Here is a 21,617-nt window from a genome sequence, read left to right as displayed (position 1 = left end):
GAGCGTAATAATTCCGGGCGCTAAGGCAGCCCGGCCCCCAAATGTATTGTTTCGAACCAAGTCAACAAGGCTTTTATTAAAAATAATTTTATATAATTTTATCAATAATTATTTAGCGCCAACCGCCGCCCGAATCGAGCCCATTCTACCCGCTTGGGCCCGCACTGAAACCGCCCGAAACGCCACCGGCGCCGCCCCCGAATCGGGAGACGGCGCCGGCTTTAGCTGGTGGGCTGCAGGCGCTAGTGGCGCACCAGCGGCAGCGTGCGGGCGAGGGCCGCGCCGCGCACCTGCACGAGGTAGGTGCCGGGCTGCAGGGCCTGCACGGCCAGTTCGTGGTGTGCCCCACCGCTGAGCGTAGCCGTGTGCAGCACCCGGCCCGCGAGGTCGAGCACGCGCACCTGATAGCTGCCCGCGGGGGCGGCGCTCAGGTCGAGCCAGGCCGCGGCGGGAGCCGGGTTGGGGTACACCGTCAGCGCGGCGGCCGTCGCCCGCTCAAAGCGCACGGCCTGGATGGGCGAATAGGTGGCCGTGCCGTCGTGGTCGACCTGGCGCAGGCGGTAGTGCACGGTAGCGGCGCCCAGCGCGGCGGCGCCCGCATCGCGGAAGCGGTAGCTGCCCGGCTCGGCCGTGGTGCCGCGGCCGGCCACGGTGCCCACCCGCTCAAACGCCCCACCCGCGGAGCGCTCCACCTCAAACCGGTCGTTGTCCTGCTCCTGGGCCGTACCCCAGCTCAGCACGGCGTCCCGGCCGTCGGTTTGGGCCTCGAAGCGAGTCAGCGTGACCGGCAGCGGGGCGTTGATGCTGGTGGTAACCGAGGCGTTGTTGTTGGTGGGCGTGGGGTCGGGTACCACGGCCGAGGTGGCCGAGGCCAGCCCGGTCACCGGCCCGGTAGTGGGTGCCACGAAGCTCACCGAGTTGCTCACGGCCGGCGCGTTGCTGCCCAAGGTCGAAACCGGGTCGAAGCTCACCCAGCCGCTGATGGGGTCGTAGCTGCCGCCGCTCACGCTGCCGGCGGGCAGGCCGGCGGGCAGCTTCAGCTTGGGCTCGACATCGAGAGCAGCCACCGAGCCGCGGTTTTCGGTGGTCATGGCATAGGTAACGGTGGTGCCGGCCGTGGCCACGGCCGGGCCCGCCACGGTGGTAGCCACGTCGGCGCCCTGCACGGTGAGGCGGATGTTGGCCGGGCTGGAGGTGTAGTCGGCGCCCAGAATCGACTGCATGGTGTAGGGCACCGTTACGGTGCCGGCAAAGTCGCCCGAGGGTACAAAGGTTACCGCGCCCAGGTCGTCGACGCTGAACGTGCCCTGACCGGGCAGACTCAGGGTGGTCTGGCGGCCGGGAGCGTTGGGGTCGAGGTCCACCGAGGCCACGTCGATGCTGCTGCCGGGGGCCTGGTCGTTGTCGAGCACGTTCAGCGTGAGCGGGCTGTTGTAGGCCGTGCTGGCCACGTCGGTGTTGGCAAACGGCACCTGCACGATGTTCAGGTTGCGGATTTCGTGCACGTTGGTGCTGCCGCCGGTCGAGCCAGCAAAGCCCAGGCGCAGGTTCTGGGGCGGAGCCGGCACGGTGAAGTTGTCGATGGCCGTCTTCACGGCGCCGCCGTGCTGAATGCGCACGGTGATGCGGTAGGTGGTGAGCCCGCCGCTGGTGCTGGGCACCACGTCGATGAAGGCGCGGCGGTAGTCGGCCGCGCCGGGCTGGGCACGGGCCGTGGGCACGTCGAGGGCGAAGGTCAGGTCGCCGGGCTGGGTGCCGGTGAGGTAGGGGTAGTCGGTGGCCGCCGAGCCGTTGCCGGCGCCGCGGATGGCAATGCCGTTGGGTACCTTGCCGGTGGCATCGAGGCTGGCGGCGCCGCCCGAGCGCCCCTCCTGGCCATTGGAGTAGTTGCCGAACTCGTCGATGCCGATGCCAATGTAGCCGTTGGAAACGCCGGCTGCCGCCGGGGAAACGGTTTTCTGGGCGTAGCCCAGCGAGCCGCCCGAGGCCCCGATGCGGAAGCCGCCGGGCTGGTTGGCATCGACCAGGAACACGCTGAAGCCGTCGGCGCCGGTGGCGGTGGTTTTGCCGTAGGAAAAGAACTCAAACGAGATGGTGAAGCCTGCCCCGGCCGGGAAGCCCACGTTGTCGATGACGTAGCCGGCCTGGTTGGTCACGGCGTCGGTCAGGCGCAGGTAGCCCTGGCCCACGGGGTCCTGGCTGCCGCCCACGCCGGTGAGGCGGGCCGAGCCCCCAAAGCTGAAGTTGCTCGCGCCCGCGTCCTTGAACGACTCGTTGCGGGGAAAGGCCGGGGGCGTGGTTTGCCCGGCGGCCGGCAGCCACGACGAGCCCCAGGTGAGCATAATCAGGCCCCAGCGGCGCGCGCGCGGCGAGGCCGCCTTTAACAGAAGAGTACAAGTTGCTTTCATACGCAATCAAACGAGAAGGTGAAAGAGTAAAACAGTACCCAAGCAGGTACCTAAAGGAAGATGAAGGAAAATCAGCCCGCAACAGCGCGTCCTATCACTTTCTTATTAAAGTGCATATTGATGCAACTATTCATCGAAAATAACAGCATTTTACCTTCTTAAGCCTATATTTTCGATTACACAAGCATTAAGCTTTTATGACTCAAATCCCCTAACCAATTCTTGACAAAAATATAACTATATCAACCCACATAAACTCCAATAAACATTGCATACCATCACAACTACATTACTTATATTCAATTATACATCTAGTCTACCTGGCCAGCTGATGGAGCGGCGCGCCGGGAAATAGCGCGCGGGCACGCAACGCCTGCCTAGGTTTGCGCATCCGTTGCCCAATCGACCCGTTTTTGCCATGACTATTTTCTCCCGCCTGGGTGCGCTGGCCGGCCTGCTCGGCGCCACCCTCCCGGCCCTGGCCCAGCAAGAGCTGGCCTACACCGTCGACATCGACCCCACCGTCAGCACCAACGAGTTTCGGGTGACCCTGCAGCTGCCCAAGCTCAAGAAAGACCAGAGCGTGTACCAGTTTGCCTCCACCGCGCCGGGCACCTACCAGGTGATGGACATCGGCCGCTTCGTGCGCAAGTTCGAGGCCTTCGACGGCAAGGGCCGCAGCCTGGAGGTGAAGCAGCTGTCGGCCAACCAGTGGCAGCTGGCGCGGCCCGATAAAACCCGCGAAATCCGCTACACCGTGGCCGAAACCTGGGATACGCCGGTATCGGAGCACCGCATCTACCGCATGTGCGGCTCGTCGCTGGAAACCGACCATGCCCTGCTCAACTGGCACACGCTGGTGGGCTACCCCCAGGGCATGCAGGCGCGGCCGCTGAGCATCAAAGTGAACTACCCCCGCGAGTGGAAGGCCGGCTCGGCGCTGGTGCCCGACGCGCAGGGCCGCTACCACGCCCGCAGCTACGACCACGCCGTGGACTCGCCCCTGCTGCTGGGCCGCCTCACTGAGGCCAGCACCAAGCTGGGCGACGCCGAAGTGGCCCTGTACTGCTACTCCAAAACCGACCAGATCAAGGCCGAGCCCTTGCTGGGCCACATGCAGCAAATGCTCAAGGCCGCCCAGAGCTTCCTGGTGGAGCTGCCGGTGAAGCGCTACGCCTTTCTCTACCACTTCGAAGACCAGGACCAGGGTGCCTGGGAGCACTCCTACAGCTCGGAATACACCCTGCAGGAAAAGCCGCTGACCCCGGACGTGGCCCAGGCCATTACCGACATGGCGGCCCACGAGTTCTTTCACATCGTGACGCCGCTGAACCTGCACTCGGAGGTGATTGAGCAGTTCAACTTCGTGCAACCCACCGGCTCGCAGCACCTGTGGCTGTACGAGGGCGTGACGGAGTGGGCCGCCCACGCCATGCAGTTGCGCGCCGGGCTGGTACCGCTCGATCAGTACCTGAACACCCTGCACAACAAAGTGGCCTACGACCACCTGCGGGCCGACACCACCTACTCGCTGACCCGGCTGGGGCTGCGCTCGTTTTCCGACGAGGGCCAGCAGCAGTACGGCAACATTTACCAGCGCGGGGCTATGACGGCGGGTTTGCTCGACTTGCGCCTGCTGGAGCTTAGCGGCGGCAAGCGCGGCCTGCGCGAGGTGCTGCTGGAGCTCACGCGCCAGTACGGCCCCAGCAAACCCATCAGCGAGCAAACGTTCTTCGACGACTTCACCCGGCTGACCTACCCCGAAATCGGCGACTTTTTCCGGCGCTACGTGCAGAACGCCGAGCCCCTGCCGCTGCAGGAGTACTTCGCCAAGGTGGGCATCCGCTACGAGGCCGCGCACCGCACCGGGCGCAAGCTCGCCTCGCTGGGCACCAACGGCTACGCGGCCCAGGCCGGGGGCGGCGTGCAGTTTACCCAGGTGAGCCCGGCCCTGCAGGCCTGCGGCGTGGCCCCGGGCGACGCCTTCGTGGCCTTTGCGGGCACCGCCGTGACGCCCCAAACGCTGGCGGCCACCTTCGCCGAGCTGCAGAGCCGCCCGCCCGGCTCGGAAGTGGAGCTGACCGTGCGCCGCGATGGGGCCGAAAAGAAGGTGCGCTGCCGCACCCAGGAAAAAGAGGAAATCAAGCGCTACCACTTCGCGGCCCAGCCCGACGCCGGCCCCGCCCAGCTAACCCTGCGCCAGGCCTGGATGAAGAACCTCTAGCCTTTCCCGCCCTCCGGCAACTCCATCAGCCCGCTTCCGGCCCACCGCGGCCTGGAGCGGGCTTTTGCATGGGCACCAGCCCCCCCGGGCTCAATCAGAACCGCGCTTGGCAGTTGTTAAACCGTGCTCGGGTCAATTAGAACCGTACTCGGCAGCTGTTATACCATGCTCCAGTCGATTAGAACCGCGCTCGGCAGCTGTAAAACCAAACTCCGGTGCTGTAAAACCGTCCTCCGGGGTCGGTAAAACCATGCTCCGGTGCTGTTAAACCGCGCTCGGCTCGAATAGAACCGCGCTGACGTAGCGTAAACGCCCGCTGACGTGCTGTAAATGCGTACTGACATCGCGTAAATGCCCCATAGCGTGCTGTAAATGCGTGCTGACGTGCCGTAAGGGTCTTCTGACATGGTGTAAATGCCTGCTGACGCACCGTAAGGGTTTGCTGACCACGGGTAAATGCCGGCTGACATGGTGTATATGCGTGCTGACGTAGGATACGCGCGTGCCTGCGGATGAATAAGCCCAGAGTGGCCGGGGAGTCTCCCCAAAACGCAAAAAGTCCGGCTCCAGGGGAGCCGGACTTTTTGCCGGGAAAGTGGGTGCAACTACTCTATTCCACCACGACTTTCTTCACGGTTTGCTGGGTGCCCGAGGTCAGGCGCAGGGTGTACACGCCGGCGGGCAGGTGCTGGGTAACCAGGGTTTCGCGCACGGTGCCGCCCTGCGGACGAGCCTCCTGGCTGGCCACGCGCTGGCCCAGGCTGTTGTAGAGGGCCAGCTGCAGGGGCTGGCTGCTCAGGCCGCTGGCGCTGATGCGCAGGCCCTGGCCGTTGCGGGTCGGGTTGGGGTACACGTCGGCCGCGAGGGTGTTGGCGGCTTTCTGGGCCAGCACCCGGCTGGCATTCAGGTGCAGCACGAAGCGCGTGCCGCTGTGGCCGCCGCTGTGGGCGAAGGCGTACTGGCTGCCGGCGCTCAGGGGCTGGCGCAGGCCGCGCACGCGGTCTTCCAGCTCCACGCTCAGGTCGGTGGCGTTCAGCAGCTGGGCCACGCTGAGCTGCCAGTTGCCGGCCGCACCCTCAATTACCAGGGGTACCTGCTGGGTGGCGGCGGGCGCCAGGCCGTTGATGGCCAGGGCCTCGGTACCGGCCAGGGTGTAGAGGCGCACCGGACCGGCGGGCAGCTTCACGGCGTCGTGGGCGGCCTCCACGGCGGGGCTGGCGCCGGGCTGCAGGTACACGAAGGCCTCATCCTGCTGCTGGCTCAGGGCGTGGGTAGCGCTGAGCTGCACGACCGGGCGCTGCTCGGTGGCGGCGCCGCGGTAAAAGGCCGGGTCGGCGTAGGTGCTGAGGCGGGCGGCGTTCTGGAAGCTAAAGGCAGGCACATCCTGGGTGGTGCGCACGAAGAAGCCCTGCATGGCCCCAATCACGCCCCCCGAGAGGCTGCCGATGCCGTTCACGTAGCTGGCGTAGCTGCCGCTGTACTGGCCGTTGGAGCGGTACACGTACACGGCGTTCATCATGCCGGCCGGGCGGGCCAGCGAATCCCAGTCGATGGGCGACGGGTAGGGGTTGCCCAGCAAATGCCAGCCCGAGTTGGCGGTGGCACCGCGGGTGAGCGGGCCCACCGGCACGTCGCCGTTGTTGAGCGTGCCCACGAAGTCCACCGTCTGCGAAGCGGGGATGTTGACGGTGTAGCCGCGGCCGCGCAGCAGCGGCGAGCTGAGCGCGGTGGGCGACTCCCAGCCGAAGTCGAAGCCGGCCGTGGTGGCCGAGCTGCCCGTCAGGCGGCTTTCGTTGTAGCCGAACACCGTGGGGTAGGGCGTCACCAGTCCGGGGTTGGGCGAGCTGTTGTACTGCGGGTTCACCACCGGCGTGAAGCCCGGCGTGGCCAGGTCGGCCACGGTGGTGTTGCTCACCGGGGCCGAGTAATGGCGGTAGCCGGGGCCGGGGTTGAGCGCGGGCGTAATGTAGCGCTGCACCGTGGCCGTGCCGTTGACCGTGCCGCCGCGGTTGACCACCATGGCCGTGCCGTCGGCGTCGGAGAGCAGGGTAAACGCCTGGCCGTTGGTATTCAGGCTGCCGTCGAGGGTGAGCAGGCGCTGCACCTGCACCGGGCCGGCCAGCTGGGCCCCGGCCCCGCCCACGGCGAGGTTGAAGAAGCGGCTGGTGCTGCTGCCGCCGATGGTCTGGGCCACGGTGTCAGACAGGGCAATGGTACCGCCGGTGGCGTTCAGGGTGCCGTTGTTGACGAAGGCGCCGGCTACCTCCAGGGTGCCGCCGCTCTGGCTGAGCGTAGCGCCGGCTTCCAGCGTCAGGTTGTGGGCCTCGAAGGCGCCGCCCGCCAGCACGGGGTAGCGCGGGGCTCCGGCCGGAACGAGCACGTTGTCGTCGGCCGCGGGCACCTGGGCGGGCGACCAGTTGGCGGCGCTGTTCCAGTTGGTGGAGGCCCCGCCGGTCCAGGTCAGCACGCTGGGCAGCGGGCTGTACTGAATGCTGAAGGGCGAAGCGGCCACGTTGCCGTTGCCGGCGGCGTCCACCGCACTGTTGCCCCCGATGTTCACCGTCACCAGACCGGGGCCGGTGGGCGTGAGGGTAAACGAGTAGCTGCTGCCGCTGCCGCTGAAGTTCGCCGCGGTGGCGTTGCCCACTACCAGGTCGGCGAGGCTGAAGCCGCTTACGCTTTCGGAGAAGGTTACCGTGACGGGAATGGGGCTGGTGGCGGTGGGGTTGCTGGCCGGGCTGGCCAGTGCTACCGTGGGCGCCTGGGTGTCGATGGTCCAGCTGTAGCTGGCCGGGGTAGCGTCCACGTTGCCAGCCGCGTCGATGGCGCGCACTTCCAGCGTGTGGGCGCCGTCGGCCAGGCTGCTGAAGGTTACCGGGTCGGTGGCAGAGGTGAAGGGGGCACCGTCGAGGCTGGCCTGGTAGCTCACGCCCGACTCGTTGCTGCTGAAGTCGAACGTGGCCGAGGAGCTGTTGGTCAAGGCCGGCGGCCCCGAGACGATGAGCGTATTGGGCGCCTGGGCATCTACTACGAAGCTGTTGGTGTTGCTGCTGACGCTGACGTTGCCGACAACATCAGTGGCGGTGGCGCGCACCGTGTGCGAGCCTTCGGCCAGGGCTGTGGGCTGCGTGAAGCTCCAGCTGCCGCCCCCGCTAACGGTAGTTGTACCAACGGCGCTACCATCGACCACGACGGTAATGGTGCTGCCCGGCTCACCCGTGCCGCTGTAGGTAGGCGTGTTGTCACCGGTCGTGCTGCCGTTGGCCGGGCCGGCTACTACCGGCGCGGCGGGCGCCTGCGTGTCCACCGTGAAAGTGTTGGTGTTGCTGCTGGGGCTGGTGTTGCCGGCCGCGTCGGCGGCCGTGGCGCGCACGGTGTGGCTGCCTTCGGCCAGGGGAGTCACCGGGGTAAACACCCAGTTGCCCGCGCCATTGGCAGTGGTGGTGCCCACCGAGATGCCATCCACTATCACCGTTACCGTGCTGCCCGGCTCACCCGTGCCACTGTAGGCCGGGGTGTTGTCGCCCGTGATGCTGCCGTTGGCGGGCGCAATGGCCACCGGGGCGGCGGGGGCTACGGCGTCAATGGTCCAGCTGTAGGTAGCCGGGGTGGCGTCCACGTTGCCAGCTCCGTCAATGGCGCGCACGGCCAGCGTGTGCAGCCCGTCGGCCAGGCCGCTGAAGGTTACCGGGTCGGTGGCAGAGGTGAAGGCACTGCCGTCGAGGCTGGCCTGGTAGCTGACACCGGATTCGTTGCTGCTGAAGTCAAAGGTGGCCGAGGGGCTGTTGGTCAAGGCCGGCGGGCCGCTCACAATGAGCGTGTTCGGGGCCTGGGTATCTACTACGAAGGTATTGGTGCTGCTGAGGGGACTCAGGTTGCCCGCCGCATCGGTGGCCGTGGCCCGCACGGTATGGCTGCCCTCTGCCAGGGCTACGGCCTGGGTAAAGCTCCAGCTGCCGGCCCCGCTGGTCGTAGTGGTACCAACGGCGCTGCCGTCGACCACGACGGTAATGGTGCTGCCCGACTCGGCCGTACCGCTATAGGTAGGCGTGTTGTCGGCGGTCTGCAGGCCGTTGGCCGGGCTGCTCACTACCGGGGCCGCCGGGGCCGTGGCATCCACCATGAAAGTGTTGGTATTGCTGCTGGGGCTGGTGTTGCCGGCCGCGTCGGTGGCCGTGGCCCGAACGGTGTGGGAGCCATCGGCCAGGGCGCTGGGCTGGTTCAGCGCCCAGTTGCCGCTGCCGGTGGTCGTGGTCGTGCCCACCGAGCTGCCGTCGACAATGACGGTGACGGTGCTGCCCGGCTCGGCCGTGCCAACGAAGGTGGGCGTGTTGTCGCCCGTGACGCTGCCGTTGGCGGGCGCAATGGCCACCGGGGCGGCGGGGGCTACGGCGTCAATGGTCCAGCTGTAGGTAGCCGGGGTGGCGTCCACGTTGCCCGCCGCGTCAATGGCGCGCACGGCCAGGCTGTGCGGGCCGCTGCTCAAACCCACGAAGGTCATCGGGTCGGTAACGGCGCCGAAGGCACTGCCATCGAGGCTGGCCTGGTAGCTCACGCCCGACTCGTCGCTGCTGAAGTCGAAGGTGGCTGAGGGGCTGTTGGTCAGCGCCGGCGGGCCGCTCACAATGAACGTGTTCGGAGCCGTGGTGTCGATGCTGAAGCCCACCGTGGTAACGTTGCCGGCCGCGTCGGTTACCACCAGGGTGTAGCTGCCCGTGCCGCTCACGCTGCCGCCCGAGGCGAAGGCGGAGCCGTTGAGCGTGGCCGTGCCCTCGTTAAAGGAAATCGTGCGGCTGCTGTTGTAGGTAGCGCCGCCCGTCACGCCCGTTACCACCGGGGCGGTTTTGTCGATGGTGTACGTCTGACCGCTGGTGTAGGGCAGCCCCGTTACGGGGGCCGACAGGCCGCTGGCGTTCTGCAGGTTCAGGCGCACGGTCCCGTCGCCCGAGCCGGTGTTCACCGTCACGGTGTAGGTGCTGCCCGAGCCCGACACGCTGCTCACGCTGGCACCCGACAGGCCCGAGGTGGTCAGGGAGAAGTTGCCGGTGCTCAGCCCCGAAATGCTCTGGGCAAAGGTCACGGTGAAGCTCACGCTGGCGGCGTTGGTGGTGGCCGCGCCTACCCGGTTGATCGACGACACCGAGGTAGCCACCTGCTCGTCGAGCACCAGCTCGTTGTACTGCCAGCCGCTGTTGTGGGCGGCAATGGCGGTGCGGCCGCTGCCGTCGAGGTTGTAGCGCGTGATGCCGGTGCCGCCGGTGGCGTTGGCGTCGGCCACGTAGATTACCCCACTCGCCGTATTGATGGCCAAGTTCAGGGGGTTGGCGAAGTTGGCGGCGCCGGAGGCCAGTACGGTGGAGTTCGAGCCGTCGAGGTTGGCCACTACCAGCGCGTCGCTGCTAGCCGTGGCGCTGCTCTGCACCCAGTACAGCTTGTTGTTGAGCGCCTGCAGGTCGTTGTACTGCACCCCAGTTGCGGGCGCGGCAATGGCGGTGCGGCCGCTGCCGTCGAGGTTGTAGCGCGTGATGCCGGTGTTGCCAGTCACGTTGGCGTCGGCCACGTAGATGTAGCCGGCCACGGCATCCACGGCCAGGTTCGTGGGGTTGGCGAAGTTGGCGGCGCCGGAGGCCAGCACGGTGGGGTTCGAGCCGTCGAGGTTGGCCACCACCAGCGCGTCGCTGCTGGCCGTCCCGCTGCTCTGCACCCAGTACAGCTTGCCGCCGGCTACCTGCAAATCGTTGTACTGCCAGCCGCTGTTGTGGGCGGCAATGGCGGTGCGGCCGCTGCCGTCGAGGTTGTAGCGCGTGATGCCGGTGCCGCCGGTGGCGTTGGCGTCGGCCACGTAGATGTGGCCCGCGGCCACGTTCACGGCAATGTTGAGGGGGTTGGCGAAGTTGGCGGCGCCGGAGGCCAGCACGGTGGGGTTCGAGCCGTCGAGGTTGGCCACCACCAGTGCGTCGCTGCTAGCCGTGGCGCTGCTCTGCACCCAGTACAGCTTGCTGGCACCCTGCCCGTGGGCGGCCAGGGCCCCGGCCCACAGGCCTACGCCCAGCAGCAGTCGGCGCCATTGTCCGCCCCGGCTGGCTGACTCGCCCGGGGCAGAATTACTTGATAAGCGGGCCCCTCGCGTGTCGGGCCGGGTAGCGTAAGGTTTTTGCATGGACGATGAGTGGTAAGGAATTGAAGGAAAAAGCAAAGGCGTAGCTGCGCGGCCACCAAGCGGCGGCGGGAATGGCAGCTAGTAACTTCTGGAGCCGGCGAAAGCCGACGCGGCTGACCACCGCCCGGGGCAGCGGTGGGCAGGGAATGCCCGGGAAAAGGCCGGGGGCAGGCAAAACCGGTTCAGGCCCGGGGCAGCCGACGGTAAATAGCTTTCTGAAACGAAAAATGAGCCTGACATGAAAAGTATATAAGTTTCTTAATAGGTGGCCAAATATATACAATCCCAAGATTCACCCGCAACATAAGCCCGGCTTTTTTCCAGCACCCGACGGTTATATCCTATTCAGGCCAGGAGGGGATGCGCCCGGAAACGCCCGGCCCCGGCTGCGGAGGCAGTCGGGGCCGGGTTAGTAATCCTCAAAAAGAGCTGGACCGTAGGGCGTCGAGCCCGGGTTTACCGGTCGTTGCCGCGGGCCAGGTCGAAGCTGCCCTTGCTGATGGTGACGGGCGTCTGCTTCATGTTATTTTTCAGGTCCAGGTAAGTACCCGTGCCCTCGAAGGTGCCCACGATGCGGTCGGCGTAGGTGGTGATGGTAACCGTGCCCTTGTCGATGGTGATGTCGCCGGCCGCGCCCTCGCCGTTGCTCACGATGGCGCTGGTAGCCAGCGGGTAGGTACCGGGCTGGTTGCGGGCGGCGTTGGGCAGGCGCAGAATGATGCCGGTGGGCTTTTCGTGGCTGGCGTCGAGCTCGGTGCCGCGGCCCGAGAGCTGGGTCCAGTACCCGATGGCCGAGCCGGGGCGGGTGGCCGCGTCGGCGGGGTGGGCAATGGTTACGCGCTGACCGGCGTAGGCGCCGCCGTCGAGGGTGAAGGCAAAGGCCTCGGGGTTGACCGCCGGGGCCGGCGTGGCGGGCGCGGTGTAGTGGTCGGCCGCGTCGGTGCTGGGCGTGGGCGCGGCCGAGGTAGCGCCGGGGCTGCTGGCCGGGTCGGCGGCGGGGGTATCGGTGGCGGCTGGGTTGTTGCCCGAGCAGGCCGACAGGGCCAGCATTGCGGCCCCGGCGGCCAGGCCGGCGAAGGAAAAGCGCGACATAAGAAGCAGGAAGAGTGGAGGAACAGACCCCGCCGGCGAGGCCCGGCCCGGGGCCTGCAAGATAGAGGCCGCCCCCGGCCCGCCCAATCACATCAATATGCGAGACTTCGCCATTTCACCGCCCAGGGCAGCCCGGCTCCGGCGGCTTGCCCGGTACCAGACGAGACCGGCAGACCCGGCCGCTAATCCGGTGCGGTGACCGGCCGCAACGCGGGGTGTGCTAGCGAACCTTCCCCTCAGCCCCCGCCGGCTGGGCCTGCAGCCAGAAGTAGGCCGAGGCCACGTCGTCGAAGGTCGCTACCACGGGGCGCTGGATGAAGCGCACCACGGCCTCGGTGGCCTGGCGGGCGGCAAAGTCGCGGGGATATACCCAGGCAATGTGGCGCAGGCCGGCCGCCAGCATCTCGTCGAGCCACCAGCTGCCCCAGAGCGTGAGCTGCACGCTGGTGCGGGTGATGTTGGAGTTGTCGTTGAGAATGCGCGAGCAGGGGTGGGCGCGCAGCGCCTCGAGCAGCAGCAGGCAGCAGCGCTGCGACGAGTCCTGGTCGTGCTCCCCCAGCCAGTCGGCGTAGAGCCAGCGGTTATCGGCGTCGTAGCTGATGGTAATGCCGGGGGCGGCGAGCAGCGGAGTAAGCAGCATGCAACAAGTCGGGGCGCGCGGGACTACAACGGCTGGGGCACCGGGGCCGGCCGCAGGCGCCGGCGGCAGTCGGCCAGCCAGGCCATGGCAGCCTGCTCCTCGGTGAAGCGCTGCACCTTGTAGGGCAGGTGACCGAAAAACGACAGCGGCGGCACCTGCGGGTCCTGCTCAATTTCGCGCAGGTGGTGGGGCATAAACAGGTAGGCCAGGCTTACCTCGCTGTTGAGCTGGGCCAGCCGGGGAAAGAAATGCTGCACCATCCAGGCCGAGTGGCCCTTGTTGGAGTCGCTGCGGCGGCGCGCGTCGATGAGCCAGAGCCGGCAGCCCTGGGCCAGGGCCGCGGCCAGCAGCTGCTCGTAGCCCGCGTGCAGCTCCTGCTCGGTGGGCTGCCGCATCCAGCGCCCCACCAGCACCAACAAATCGGCGCGGTATTCAATCTGCAACACTTCAGTCGACACCATAGCACACCAATTGGGGCGGGAAGATACGGGGTTTCGGGCCGGCCGCTACTCTACCTCCCGGGGCAGCTCGATAAAAAACGTGGCTCCCTGCCCGGCTTCGCTTTCCAGCCAGATGCGCCCCTGGTGCAGCTCCACAATGGTTTTGATGATGGACATGCCCAGCCCGGTGGTTTTCTCGCCGCGCAGGCCGGGGCGGCGGGCCCGGGTAAACTTCTCGAACAGGCCGGACTGCAGCTCGCCGGGAATGCCAATGCCGGTGTCGGCCACCGTGATGAGCACGTGCCCGGGGTGCTCGTGCAGGGTTACGGCAATGTGGCCGCCCGCGGGCGTGAACTTGATGGCGTTGCCGATCAGGTTGTTGAACACCTGCATCAGCTTGTTTTCGTCGATGCTCAGGTAGATGGCTTCCGGGTGGGCTTGCAGCGTGAAGCGCAGGTTCAGCTGCTGCTGCTGGCGGCGGTAGTTGTCGATGGTGATGCCCACACGCTCGACCAGGTTTACCCGCTCGCGCCGCAGCTCCACGTTCACCGACTCCAGAAACTCGTGGTCGACGAAGTCGTGGATCAGGTCGGTGCTTTCGCGGCAGGTTTGCTCGATGATGCGCAGCAGCTCGTGCAGGCTGGGGTCGGACAGGTGCTGGGTGCGGGCGCGCACCTCGGCGGCGGCGCTGTGAATCACGCCCAGTGGCCCGGCCAGGTCGTGGGAGAGGATTTCGAGCGTGGAGTTCTTCTTGTTGTTGAAGCGCTCAGCGTTGCGCGCGTACTCCTTGGCGGCGGTAACGTCTTCCACCAGCCCGCTCAGCAGCTGCCCGCCGTCGGGCTGGGGGTGCAGGGCCGCGTTCAGGCACAGCCACTGCAGCTGCCCGTCGGGGTGGAGCAGGCGCACTTCCACCGCTTCGTGCAGGCGGCCCTGGCTGAGCTTAGCAAAGCACTCGGCGGCGTAGTCGCGGTCGTCGGGGTGCAGGCGGGCGAGCAGGGCCGGCAGCTCCTGGGCGGCCTGGGCGCGGCGGCCACCCAGCACGGCTTCGTAGGCGGCATTCACGTAGTGCAGCCGCCGGGCCACGAGGTCGTACACAAAGAACACCTGGCGGAGGTTTTCCACCACATGCTCAGCAAGAAAAGCAGTTTCGGGCATTGCGGCAGCGGGCAGGAAGGAGGAATAGAAGCAGGGCGGCTGAAGCCGGCCCCGACGTTCCGGAACGGAAGTACCCGCTGGTACGTCAACCCCGGCATAACGACGAAGGCAAGCCCCGGGTTAAAGGGCAACTTCGGCGCGTACGGTAGGCGGGGCACCAACCACGGATAATATTTTTATCACTACCTGGTGCATAAACAGGATAATCCTCCCATCTTGCCTCTACCCCCTCTGGCCGGCCTTTATCCTTTATACCCCGGCTATTACCCGCTTACCACCTGTCTGTTTTCCGCGCGATGCAACGTCGCCTGGCCGCTGCTGCTATGGTTTCTCTGCCCCGGGCGGCCAACCGGTTTCCCCACCTGGGATAAAGCCTGGGCCGCCGGGCGTGAACTGCTGGCCGGGTTTGCCGCAGCGGCTGCCGGTGAGCCTACCAATTGCTAATTCTCCTAATCAGAAACCCTATGCCTAACGTTTTACCCGCCTGCCTCGCTGTTTTCGGGCCCGCTCCTGCTTGCTTATCTCGCGACCATCTGCCCGGCAGAATCTTCCCCCTACCAGGGGGGCCAACCGATTGTCGCCAAACTCTGACCTGGGTACTCGCGCTGGCCCTGTGGCTTGTTGTTGCGCCCTCGGCCCGGGCTCAGCAGCGCAGCAGTTCCTTTAGCCAGGCCGCACGGCTGGCCGCGGCTGTCAGTAGTGCCAGGCCCAACGATTCTACTTTTTTCCAGATTCTGGCAACTACCTACCCCGACCAGGAGCAGCCGGTGCTGGCCTCGCGCATCTACCAGGACTTTCGCGGCAATCCGTACCTGGGCGAGACGGTCGAACAGGCTTATGAGCGGCTGCGTCCGAAGCTTCTGGGAGTTTTCCTGCGGAACGATACCGCCCGCGCCGCCCAGGTCCTGTTCGACCAACACTATACACTGGCCCTGGAGCGCTACCAATTGGTGAAGCAGATGCGCCAGGACGTGAGCAAGCTTATTCTGGCGGCCCCAGCCAGTGAGCTACGGTACCAGGACAGCATCTTCCACGGCCACTACACAATCAGGGAGGCTGAGCTGAACGACCCCGCCAAGCAGGCCGCCTTTCGCGAGGTATTTCTGCTGAAGGCCTTGGCCCGCTTCACCGCGGTATCGGAGGGGCCGGCCACGATGACGGCCGGGCAGCTGAAATACCTCCAGGCTAAGCTGGGCGCCCCCAACATCAACCGCATCCGGGAGCTCGACAACAACTTGCTTCCGGCCTTGCTGCAGCAGCTCACCGGTTACGTGGCCCGGGCCCTGGCGGCTCAGGAGCAGCAGCTCAAAGGCGACCAAGCACAGCTTGGGCCTGCTCCCGGCCGCCCGGCATTATCCAAGGCAGCCCGCGCCAATTTGAACAAGGATGCTCAGCAGCGGGCTGCCGACATAGACCTCATTACCTCTACCCTGTTGCCCGATACGCGCTCGACGCTGCTGCTCAACCGCTCCCAGATTCTCACGCTGGCCCCCGCCATCCCGCAGCCGGCCGCAGCGCCGTCTCTTGAGGCAGCGGCCCTGGATGGGCTGGCGCGGTTTGTGGCCAAGCGCCTGAAGGAAGAGCTTAACGCGGCCTTTTTCGAGCGGTTTAATGCCCTGCTGCACGACGAAAGCTATGTGGAGCTGCGCACGATGTTTCCCAACACGACCCGCCTGGTTACGGCTGGCTCGGTAGACTACAGCGCCATTGTGCAACTGTTGCGGGCCGCCTTCGAGAAAGACCTGCGCGACCTGTTCTTCAACTTCCACGGCCTGCTCAACCATTCCCGCTACCAGCGGCTGATGCTCACTGACTCCACCAGCACCAGTCGAGAGAAAGAAAGGGCCCAGCTGCTGCGCTACACCCACGTGCTGCTGTTTACGCTGGGCGAAATGCAGCGCGGCACGCACCCGGTTAGCATTATCAGCCGCATCAACCAACAGCTACACACCATATCAGCGCCCGCCGAGGCCCGACAGGTGGCCGGGGTGGTGCACGTGCTAGCCGAATCCTTTTTGCAGGAAGGACAGCTCGAACAAGCCTGGGCCGATGCCAAGCAGGTGCAGGCGCTCATCAACCAACCGGCCAACCAAAACCTGCAGCTGCGCTGCTTCCTGGGGCTGGTGCACCAGCGTCTACTCTACCAGCCCGTGGCGCTGCCCGTGCTGGCCGACGGCAAGCGCCTCTACCAGCTCGTGTTTGGCTTTGCCCGCCTAGCTACCGATATGCAGGAGCAGGTAGATACCCTGCGCCGGAAAGTGAAGGCCACCAAGCAGGCAGACCGCCTGCAGCCCGAAGACTTTATCCGCCTCTACCAGCTGGGCCTCGAGGTCACCAGCTTTGCCTCGGAACAGGTGCTGCTACGGCCCCTGCCGCAGGTCAAGGAAGTGGAGCGCGTCAGCCAGGCCGTGATTGATGGCTACCAGGCGGCGCTGCACGGCCGCTACGGCGTGACGGTGTCCAACGTGATGCTGCTGGTGCAAACCACTGTGCCCGACCAGCTGCGCAACCGCTCCCAGCTGCTTAAATATGCCCCCTTCATGGCCGCCATGGCCGAAGCCCGCAACCCCGAGCAGATGGAAAAGGCCATTGAGGCAGTAGCCCTGCCGGCGGGCAGCTCATCCATCAAGCGCAAGAGCTTCACCAATATTTCTCTGAATGCTTTTCCGGGTATCACCAGCGGACGGGAGTTTGCCTACGTGCCCAAAGCCGGCACCGAGGACGTCACGGGCAGTTGGAAGCCCAACCTGGGCTTTACCTCCGCCATCGGCCTGAGCTTTGCGCGCGCCCTGCGCGGCAACGTGTATAGCACCCGCAACTACCGCAGCAAGCGGGCGGCCCTGCGCACCGCGCAGAACTACCACTACTACAACAACCGCGGGCAGGAGCACTACCTGAAAGGCCGCTCGTTAGGCGTGTTCGTTCCCCTCATCGACATTGGAGCCCTGGTGCTCTACCGCCTCAACGACTCGCTCAACAATGCCCCGCTGCCCGAGAAGGTGCGCTTCCGGCAGGTGATTGCGCCCGGCCTGTTCTTCATGTACCACACGGGCCGCTCGCCGGTGTCGCTGTTTGCCGGCGCCCAGCTCAGCCCCCGCCTGCGGCAGTTCCGTACCGACGCGCAGTCGGCCGTGCAGGAGGCCAACGCCCTGCGCCTCAACGCGGGCATCACCATCGACCTGCCCCTGCTCAACTTCTACTCGCGCACCGAGCGGCAGCAGGGCAACGACGACTCCGGAAGCATCTACACCAAGCGGGTGGAGGATCTGGAGAAAGTGGTCGAGGCCCTCAAAGTCGATTCGGCAAAGGCCGCCGCCCGCGTCCAGCAGCCCAATGCCAAGCAGCGTCACCTTGAGGCCGACGCCCAGGCAACAGCCCTTTACAATCGCGCTCAGGAAGAATTAAGACAAGCCAAGCGGTTTCTAAAACAGTAGCCCATGCCGCATCTACTCAAGCTCCTGCTCGCCGCGGCCAGCCTGGCCGTGTTCCTGGGCAGCTGCAAGGCGCACCGCAACCCCAGGCGCCACGTTACCTTCGCCCAGCTTAAAAGCGCGGCGCAGCCAGCCGCCCGCACAATTCGCCTGTACCTCGATGCCCGCGGCGACCTGTATCCCGACGAGCAGCTGCCCACCGACGCCGCGCTGCGCCGAAACAGCAGCAGCTTTTTCCTGAGCGACTATTACCTGCAAGAGGCTAACCGCCCCCAGTTGCTTGCGCTTTGCCGGCGCTATGGTGTACCCACCCCGGCCGCGCCGAGCGACGATGATTCTGCCTGGCAGCAGGTGCAGACTCGCCTGGTAGAGCAGCACACCCAGGCCCTGAACACTCTCCTCGCTTCGTCGGCCGGCCGGCCCCTGGTCATCCTGATTCACGGCTTCAACGTGAGGGCCACCTCCCACACCGCGCAGGGTACCACCCCGGGCTTGTACGACGCCGTGCGGGGAGCTATGACAGCGGCCGCCCCAGCCGCGTTTGCCAACGCGGTATTCCTGGAAGTATTCTGGGACGGCCTGCAGAAGGACTTACCCGTTGGCATCTGGGCCGCGGCGCAGCTCAATGCCCGCTATGCCGGAGTGCGGCTGCGGCAGGTGGTGGCTGGCACGGCGCCCACCACTCCCATCCGGGTGTTTACGCACAGCTCGGGGGCCATCGTAGCCACGCATACATTCTGGAACGTGACCTCGCCTTACACGGGCTCCGGGGTGGCCTCCATCGCCGAATTCCAGCGCCTGTACCGCGCACACCCCACCCCTACCCATCCCGACGTGCGCCTGGGTTTGCTGGTACCCGCGACTACCGGCAATGCCTTTTTCGGCACCAACCCCGAAATCATAGACTACCTCGAACGTACGCCACCCACCGCCGCCCCGCCCACCCGGCACGTGACCATTGGCATGAACGAGCGCGACTATGCCCTCAACAAAGCCGGTCTTAGCCCCCCTTCGAAGTTCGGCACCACTACCCTGGGCTGCCGACCTTGGGACTACAAGCGAGTCGAGGATGCCATTGGCAGTGCCAACCTGGACTCCGTGCACTTCTGGTACCCTAAAAACGGCAAGCCTTTGCAGCGGGAAAGCAGCGGATTCCGGTCGGCGCGGTACGAGGCCCACGGCTGGGAAACCTACCTAAGCCCGCAGCGGCGCCACAACTTCACCCGGTTTGTGCGCCGCATTATGCAGCAGTCCCGGGCGGGTGGTCAATAATCTACCCATTGCTTGATCTGCTGGCTCTGGTAGCTCGTGCGGGGGCAGCTAAGCCCGCCGCTCCGCACGAGCCAGCCCCTATTCCTTTACCAGCTTGGTGCGCAGCTCCTGGCCGCCTACGCGGCAGCGCAGCAGGTACACGCCGGGCTTCAGGCCCTGGCCGATGTGTTCCACGGTTACGGCCCCACTCACCGGGCCCAAGTTACGCTGCCAGCAGGTGCGGCCCAGGGCGTCGGTGAGCAGCAGCTCGGCGGGCTGGGCGGGCGCGGGCAACAGCAGGCGGGCCGTGGTGCTGCCGCCGAAGGGGTTGGGCGCCGCCACCAGTGCGCTGGCCCCGTGGTCGAACGCGACCAGGCGAATGCCCAGGCTGTGCAGGGTGCCGTCGAGGTCGCGCTGCTGCAGGTGGTAGTAGCGCAGCCGGTCGCCCGCGGGGTTGGCGTCAAGGTAGCGGTAGTGCCGGGCGCTGCCGCTAAAGCCGTCGTGGCCGGGGCGCAGGCTGGCCAGGGGGCGGTAGCGCTGCCCGTCGGTCGACACACTCAGCTCGAAGCCGGCATTGAGCTGCTCCTCGGCGGTGGTCCAGGTGAGCAGGGCCTGCGTGCCGTCGAGCCGGGCGGCAAAGGCCGTCAGCGTTACCGGCAGCGGGCCGGTCGCCCGGGCCAGGGCCAGCCACTCGTGCCGGCGCGCGTGCCGGGGGCCGCTGGGCGTGGTGGGCTCCAGGCCGCCGGCCTGGGCCAGGTACAGCGAGTCGGGGGTGAGCAGGGGCACCAGCTGCCCGGTCTGCACGGTCTGGGGCTTGGCGGGGCCCAGCACCCACTCCTGCGCGTCGAGGTCGTAGGCCCAGGTTTCGGGCAGCAGGCTGGTGCCCACCAGCCGCTCCCGGGTTTCGCCCCCGGTGAAGTACACCCGGCGGCGCCCGCCCGCTTCGGCGCCCGCGGCGCCCATGTAGCGCACGGGGCCGGCGGGGTAGTCGGCCACCCGGGTCCAGGCAATCTGCAGGGGGTTGACCGGGTTAATCTCTCCCCGCCAGGTTTCGGCCGAGCGGTAGTTGAGCTGGCCGGTTTCGCCGCCGAGCAGCAGCAGGGTGCGGCCCACCACGCCCAGGCCGTGCGAGTACACCCCGGGCCCCGGCAGCGGCGTGGCGGCCGCCCAGGTATTGCGGCGCACGTTGTACACCTGCACCTGGCTTAGGTCGCGGGTGCCGTCGCTGCCGCCCACCACGTACAGCAGCGAGTCGCCCACCACGGCCGAGCCGTAGGCAATGCTGGCCGTGGGCAGGGGCGCGCCGCTGCTCCAGGTGTTGCGCTGCGGGTCGTAGATGTCGAGCCGGGTCGAGCCCGTGCCCATGAACACGCCATCGACGCCGCCGGCTACGTACACCCGGCCCCGGATGGTGTGGGCCCCGAAGTAGCAGCGCGCCTGCGGCATGGGGGCGCGGGGCGCCCAGGCGCCGGTGCGGTGGCTGTAGCGCCACACCTTGCCATCGGGCACGGCCCCACTGTCGACGCCGCCCAGGCTGAGCAGGTAGGTGGTGTCGCCGGCGGCACTGCGGTAGGCGGCCAGGCCGTGGCCCGAGCGCGTTTCGGGCAGGTCGGGGCGACGGCGCCAGCCCGGCAGGGCGGCCACGTTGTACACCTGCCGGCGGTAGCTGCGGGCGTTGTCGGCCGGGTACGCGTCGCCGGGCAAGGCGGCGGTGGCCGTGAGGGTGTAGGCCCCGGCGGGCGGGGCCCAGGCCGGGAAGCTCAGCTCCCGCTCCTGCCGGCGCGGGCCCAGGGTTATGGTTTGGGTATGGCTGTAGCCGCCGGGCGCAGCCGTGAGCGTCACGCTCAGGGTTTGCGCGGCGCTGCCCATGTTCTGCACCGTCACGCGGGGCACCACGGGCTGCCCGGCCAGGGGCGTGCGCGGCAAAGTGAGGTGGTGCACGCGCACGTCGGCGGCGGGCAGGCGGCCCAGCTCCACGTCGTCGATATACATGCCGGCCCCGTCGTGGTTGGTGTAGCGGAAGGCCAGGTACACCCGCTGCCCGGCGTAGGCCGACAGGTCGAGGCGCACCTGCTCGAACCAGCCCACGGGGTAGCTGGTGGCGTCGAAGCGGGCCAGGGTGCGGGTAAAGCTGCCGCGGGCGCTGTCGGTGGTCGAGAGTTTGATGGTCAGCGAGTCGGGGGTGCCGGGGGTGAACAGGGGCAGCAGCCAGAACTTGAGCGAGTCGCCGGCCGCCACGCGGAAGCGCGGCAGCACCAGCCAGTCGTCGCCGTCGCCGCCGAACTGCGGAAAGATCAGGGCGCTGGCGGTGTCTTCCACGGCGGTCAGGTCGGCTTCGCGCCCCCACTGCAGGTTGCCCAGCACGCTTTCGCTGCGCCAGCCGGTGGGGGGAAAGGCGCGGCCCTCGAAGCTTTCGTGCAGGTAGCCCTGGCGGGTTTGGGCGCCGGCCCCCAGGGCCGACAGCAGCAGCCAGCAGCCCAGCAGCAGCCGAACGGGCACGGGTAGGAGTGGTTTCATAGCGGGGGCAAGGGAGCCGAATGGAACGCCAAACCTATGGCCTCCCCCGGGATTCGGCGGCATGGCGCGGCCCACATAATGATGTGAGCGGCAGGCTGGAAGAAGGGTGAGCGGCGGACCCAGGGCCCCTGACGCCCACCCGGTGCTGCCCGCGCCCGGCCGACTTGGCTTTCCGTCGGGACCGGGCGCCGCTTTCCGGCTGGCGCGCTGCTGCGGGAAAAAACGCGGCGGAGCCGTCCCCGAAGCGCCCTGATGCGCCCCAGCAAACGGCTTTTTGCTTCGGGCCGCTACCTTTCGGC

General features: G+C 67.0%; 10 protein-coding genes. 3 read left to right on the top strand and 7 right to left on the bottom strand.

All coding sequences use genetic code 11. The features are described 5' to 3' along the window. Positions 1 to 242: 242 nt before the first annotated feature. The gene (locus tag ACE191_RS15030) at positions 243 to 2,408 is read right to left on the bottom strand and encodes a T9SS type A sorting domain-containing protein (protein WP_400193056.1); all 2,166 of its coding nucleotides are present in this window, start codon (positions 2,406 to 2,408) and stop codon (positions 243 to 245) included. Between the two features lie 418 nt (positions 2,409 to 2,826). Between ACE191_RS15030 and ACE191_RS15025 the strand changes: the two genes are divergently transcribed. Next, entirely contained in the window at positions 2,827 to 4,632 is a 1,806-nt protein-coding gene (locus ACE191_RS15025; protein WP_400193055.1) for a peptidase, read from the top strand. 610 nt (positions 4,633 to 5,242) lie between these two features. Here the strand turns inward: ACE191_RS15025 and ACE191_RS15020 are convergent. From ACE191_RS15020 to ACE191_RS15000, 5 genes are all read right to left on the bottom strand, one after another. Continuing rightward, complete coding sequence (locus ACE191_RS15020) at positions 5,243 to 10,792, bottom strand: Ig-like domain-containing protein (protein ID WP_400193054.1); 5,550 nt, start codon at positions 10,790 to 10,792, stop codon at positions 5,243 to 5,245. Positions 10,793 to 11,248: 456 nt separating this feature from the next. Next, entirely contained in the window at positions 11,249 to 11,884 is a 636-nt protein-coding gene (locus tag ACE191_RS15015; RefSeq protein WP_400193053.1) for a hypothetical protein, read from the bottom strand. A 220-nt stretch (positions 11,885 to 12,104) separates the two neighbouring features. Beyond that, the gene (locus tag ACE191_RS15010) at positions 12,105 to 12,524 is read right to left on the bottom strand and encodes a hypothetical protein (protein ID WP_400193052.1); all 420 of its coding nucleotides are present in this window, start codon (positions 12,522 to 12,524) and stop codon (positions 12,105 to 12,107) included. A gap of 23 nt (positions 12,525 to 12,547) precedes the next feature. Next, entirely contained in the window at positions 12,548 to 12,985 is a 438-nt protein-coding gene (locus tag ACE191_RS15005; protein ID WP_400193051.1) for a hypothetical protein, read from the bottom strand. Between the two features lie 45 nt (positions 12,986 to 13,030). Beyond that, entirely contained in the window at positions 13,031 to 14,119 is a 1,089-nt protein-coding gene (locus ACE191_RS15000) for an ATP-binding protein (RefSeq protein WP_400193050.1), read from the bottom strand. 767 nt (positions 14,120 to 14,886) lie between these two features. On the opposite strand from ACE191_RS15000, the gene ACE191_RS14995 reads away from it, so the two are divergent. Together ACE191_RS14995 and ACE191_RS14990 are read left to right on the top strand one after the other, a co-directional pair. Beyond that, complete coding sequence (locus ACE191_RS14995; RefSeq protein WP_400193049.1) at positions 14,887 to 17,553, top strand: hypothetical protein; 2,667 nt, start codon at positions 14,887 to 14,889, stop codon at positions 17,551 to 17,553. Positions 17,554 to 17,556: 3 nt separating this feature from the next. After that, complete coding sequence (locus tag ACE191_RS14990) at positions 17,557 to 18,822, top strand: hypothetical protein (protein WP_400193048.1); 1,266 nt, start codon at positions 17,557 to 17,559, stop codon at positions 18,820 to 18,822. A gap of 78 nt (positions 18,823 to 18,900) precedes the next feature. Here ACE191_RS14990 and ACE191_RS14985 read toward each other — a convergent pair whose 3' ends face one another. After that, complete coding sequence (locus ACE191_RS14985; protein WP_400193047.1) at positions 18,901 to 21,318, bottom strand: choice-of-anchor J domain-containing protein; 2,418 nt, start codon at positions 21,316 to 21,318, stop codon at positions 18,901 to 18,903. Positions 21,319 to 21,617 lie beyond the last annotated feature (299 nt).

This window comes from Hymenobacter sp. B81 (assembly GCF_044628455.1).
Taxonomy (GTDB): Bacteria; Bacteroidota; Bacteroidia; order Cytophagales; family Hymenobacteraceae; genus Solirubrum.
The sequence above is the reverse complement of the archived record's forward strand: the minus strand, read 5'-3'. Positions and strand labels throughout refer to the sequence as shown.

Excerpts from the sequence above, each read along its gene's own strand:
- ACE191_RS14985 (WP_400193047.1), bottom strand. The coding sequence starts at position 21,318 with ATGAAACCACTCCTACCCGTGCCCGTTCGGCTGCTGCTGGGCTGCTGG.
- ACE191_RS15010 (WP_400193052.1), bottom strand. The coding sequence starts at position 12,524 with ATGCTGCTTACTCCGCTGCTCGCCGCCCCCGGCATTACCATCAGCTAC.
- ACE191_RS15020 (WP_400193054.1), bottom strand. The coding sequence starts at position 10,792 with ATGCAAAAACCTTACGCTACCCGGCCCGACACGCGAGGGGCCCGCTTA.
- ACE191_RS15030 (WP_400193056.1), bottom strand. The coding sequence starts at position 2,408 with ATGAAAGCAACTTGTACTCTTCTGTTAAAGGCGGCCTCGCCGCGCGCG.
- ACE191_RS14990 (WP_400193048.1), top strand. The coding sequence starts at position 17,557 with ATGCCGCATCTACTCAAGCTCCTGCTCGCCGCGGCCAGCCTGGCCGTG.
- ACE191_RS15015 (WP_400193053.1), bottom strand. The coding sequence starts at position 11,884 with ATGTCGCGCTTTTCCTTCGCCGGCCTGGCCGCCGGGGCCGCAATGCTG.
- ACE191_RS15025 (WP_400193055.1), top strand. The coding sequence starts at position 2,827 with ATGACTATTTTCTCCCGCCTGGGTGCGCTGGCCGGCCTGCTCGGCGCC.
- ACE191_RS15000 (WP_400193050.1), bottom strand. The coding sequence starts at position 14,119 with ATGCCCGAAACTGCTTTTCTTGCTGAGCATGTGGTGGAAAACCTCCGC.
- ACE191_RS15005 (WP_400193051.1), bottom strand. The coding sequence starts at position 12,985 with ATGGTGTCGACTGAAGTGTTGCAGATTGAATACCGCGCCGATTTGTTG.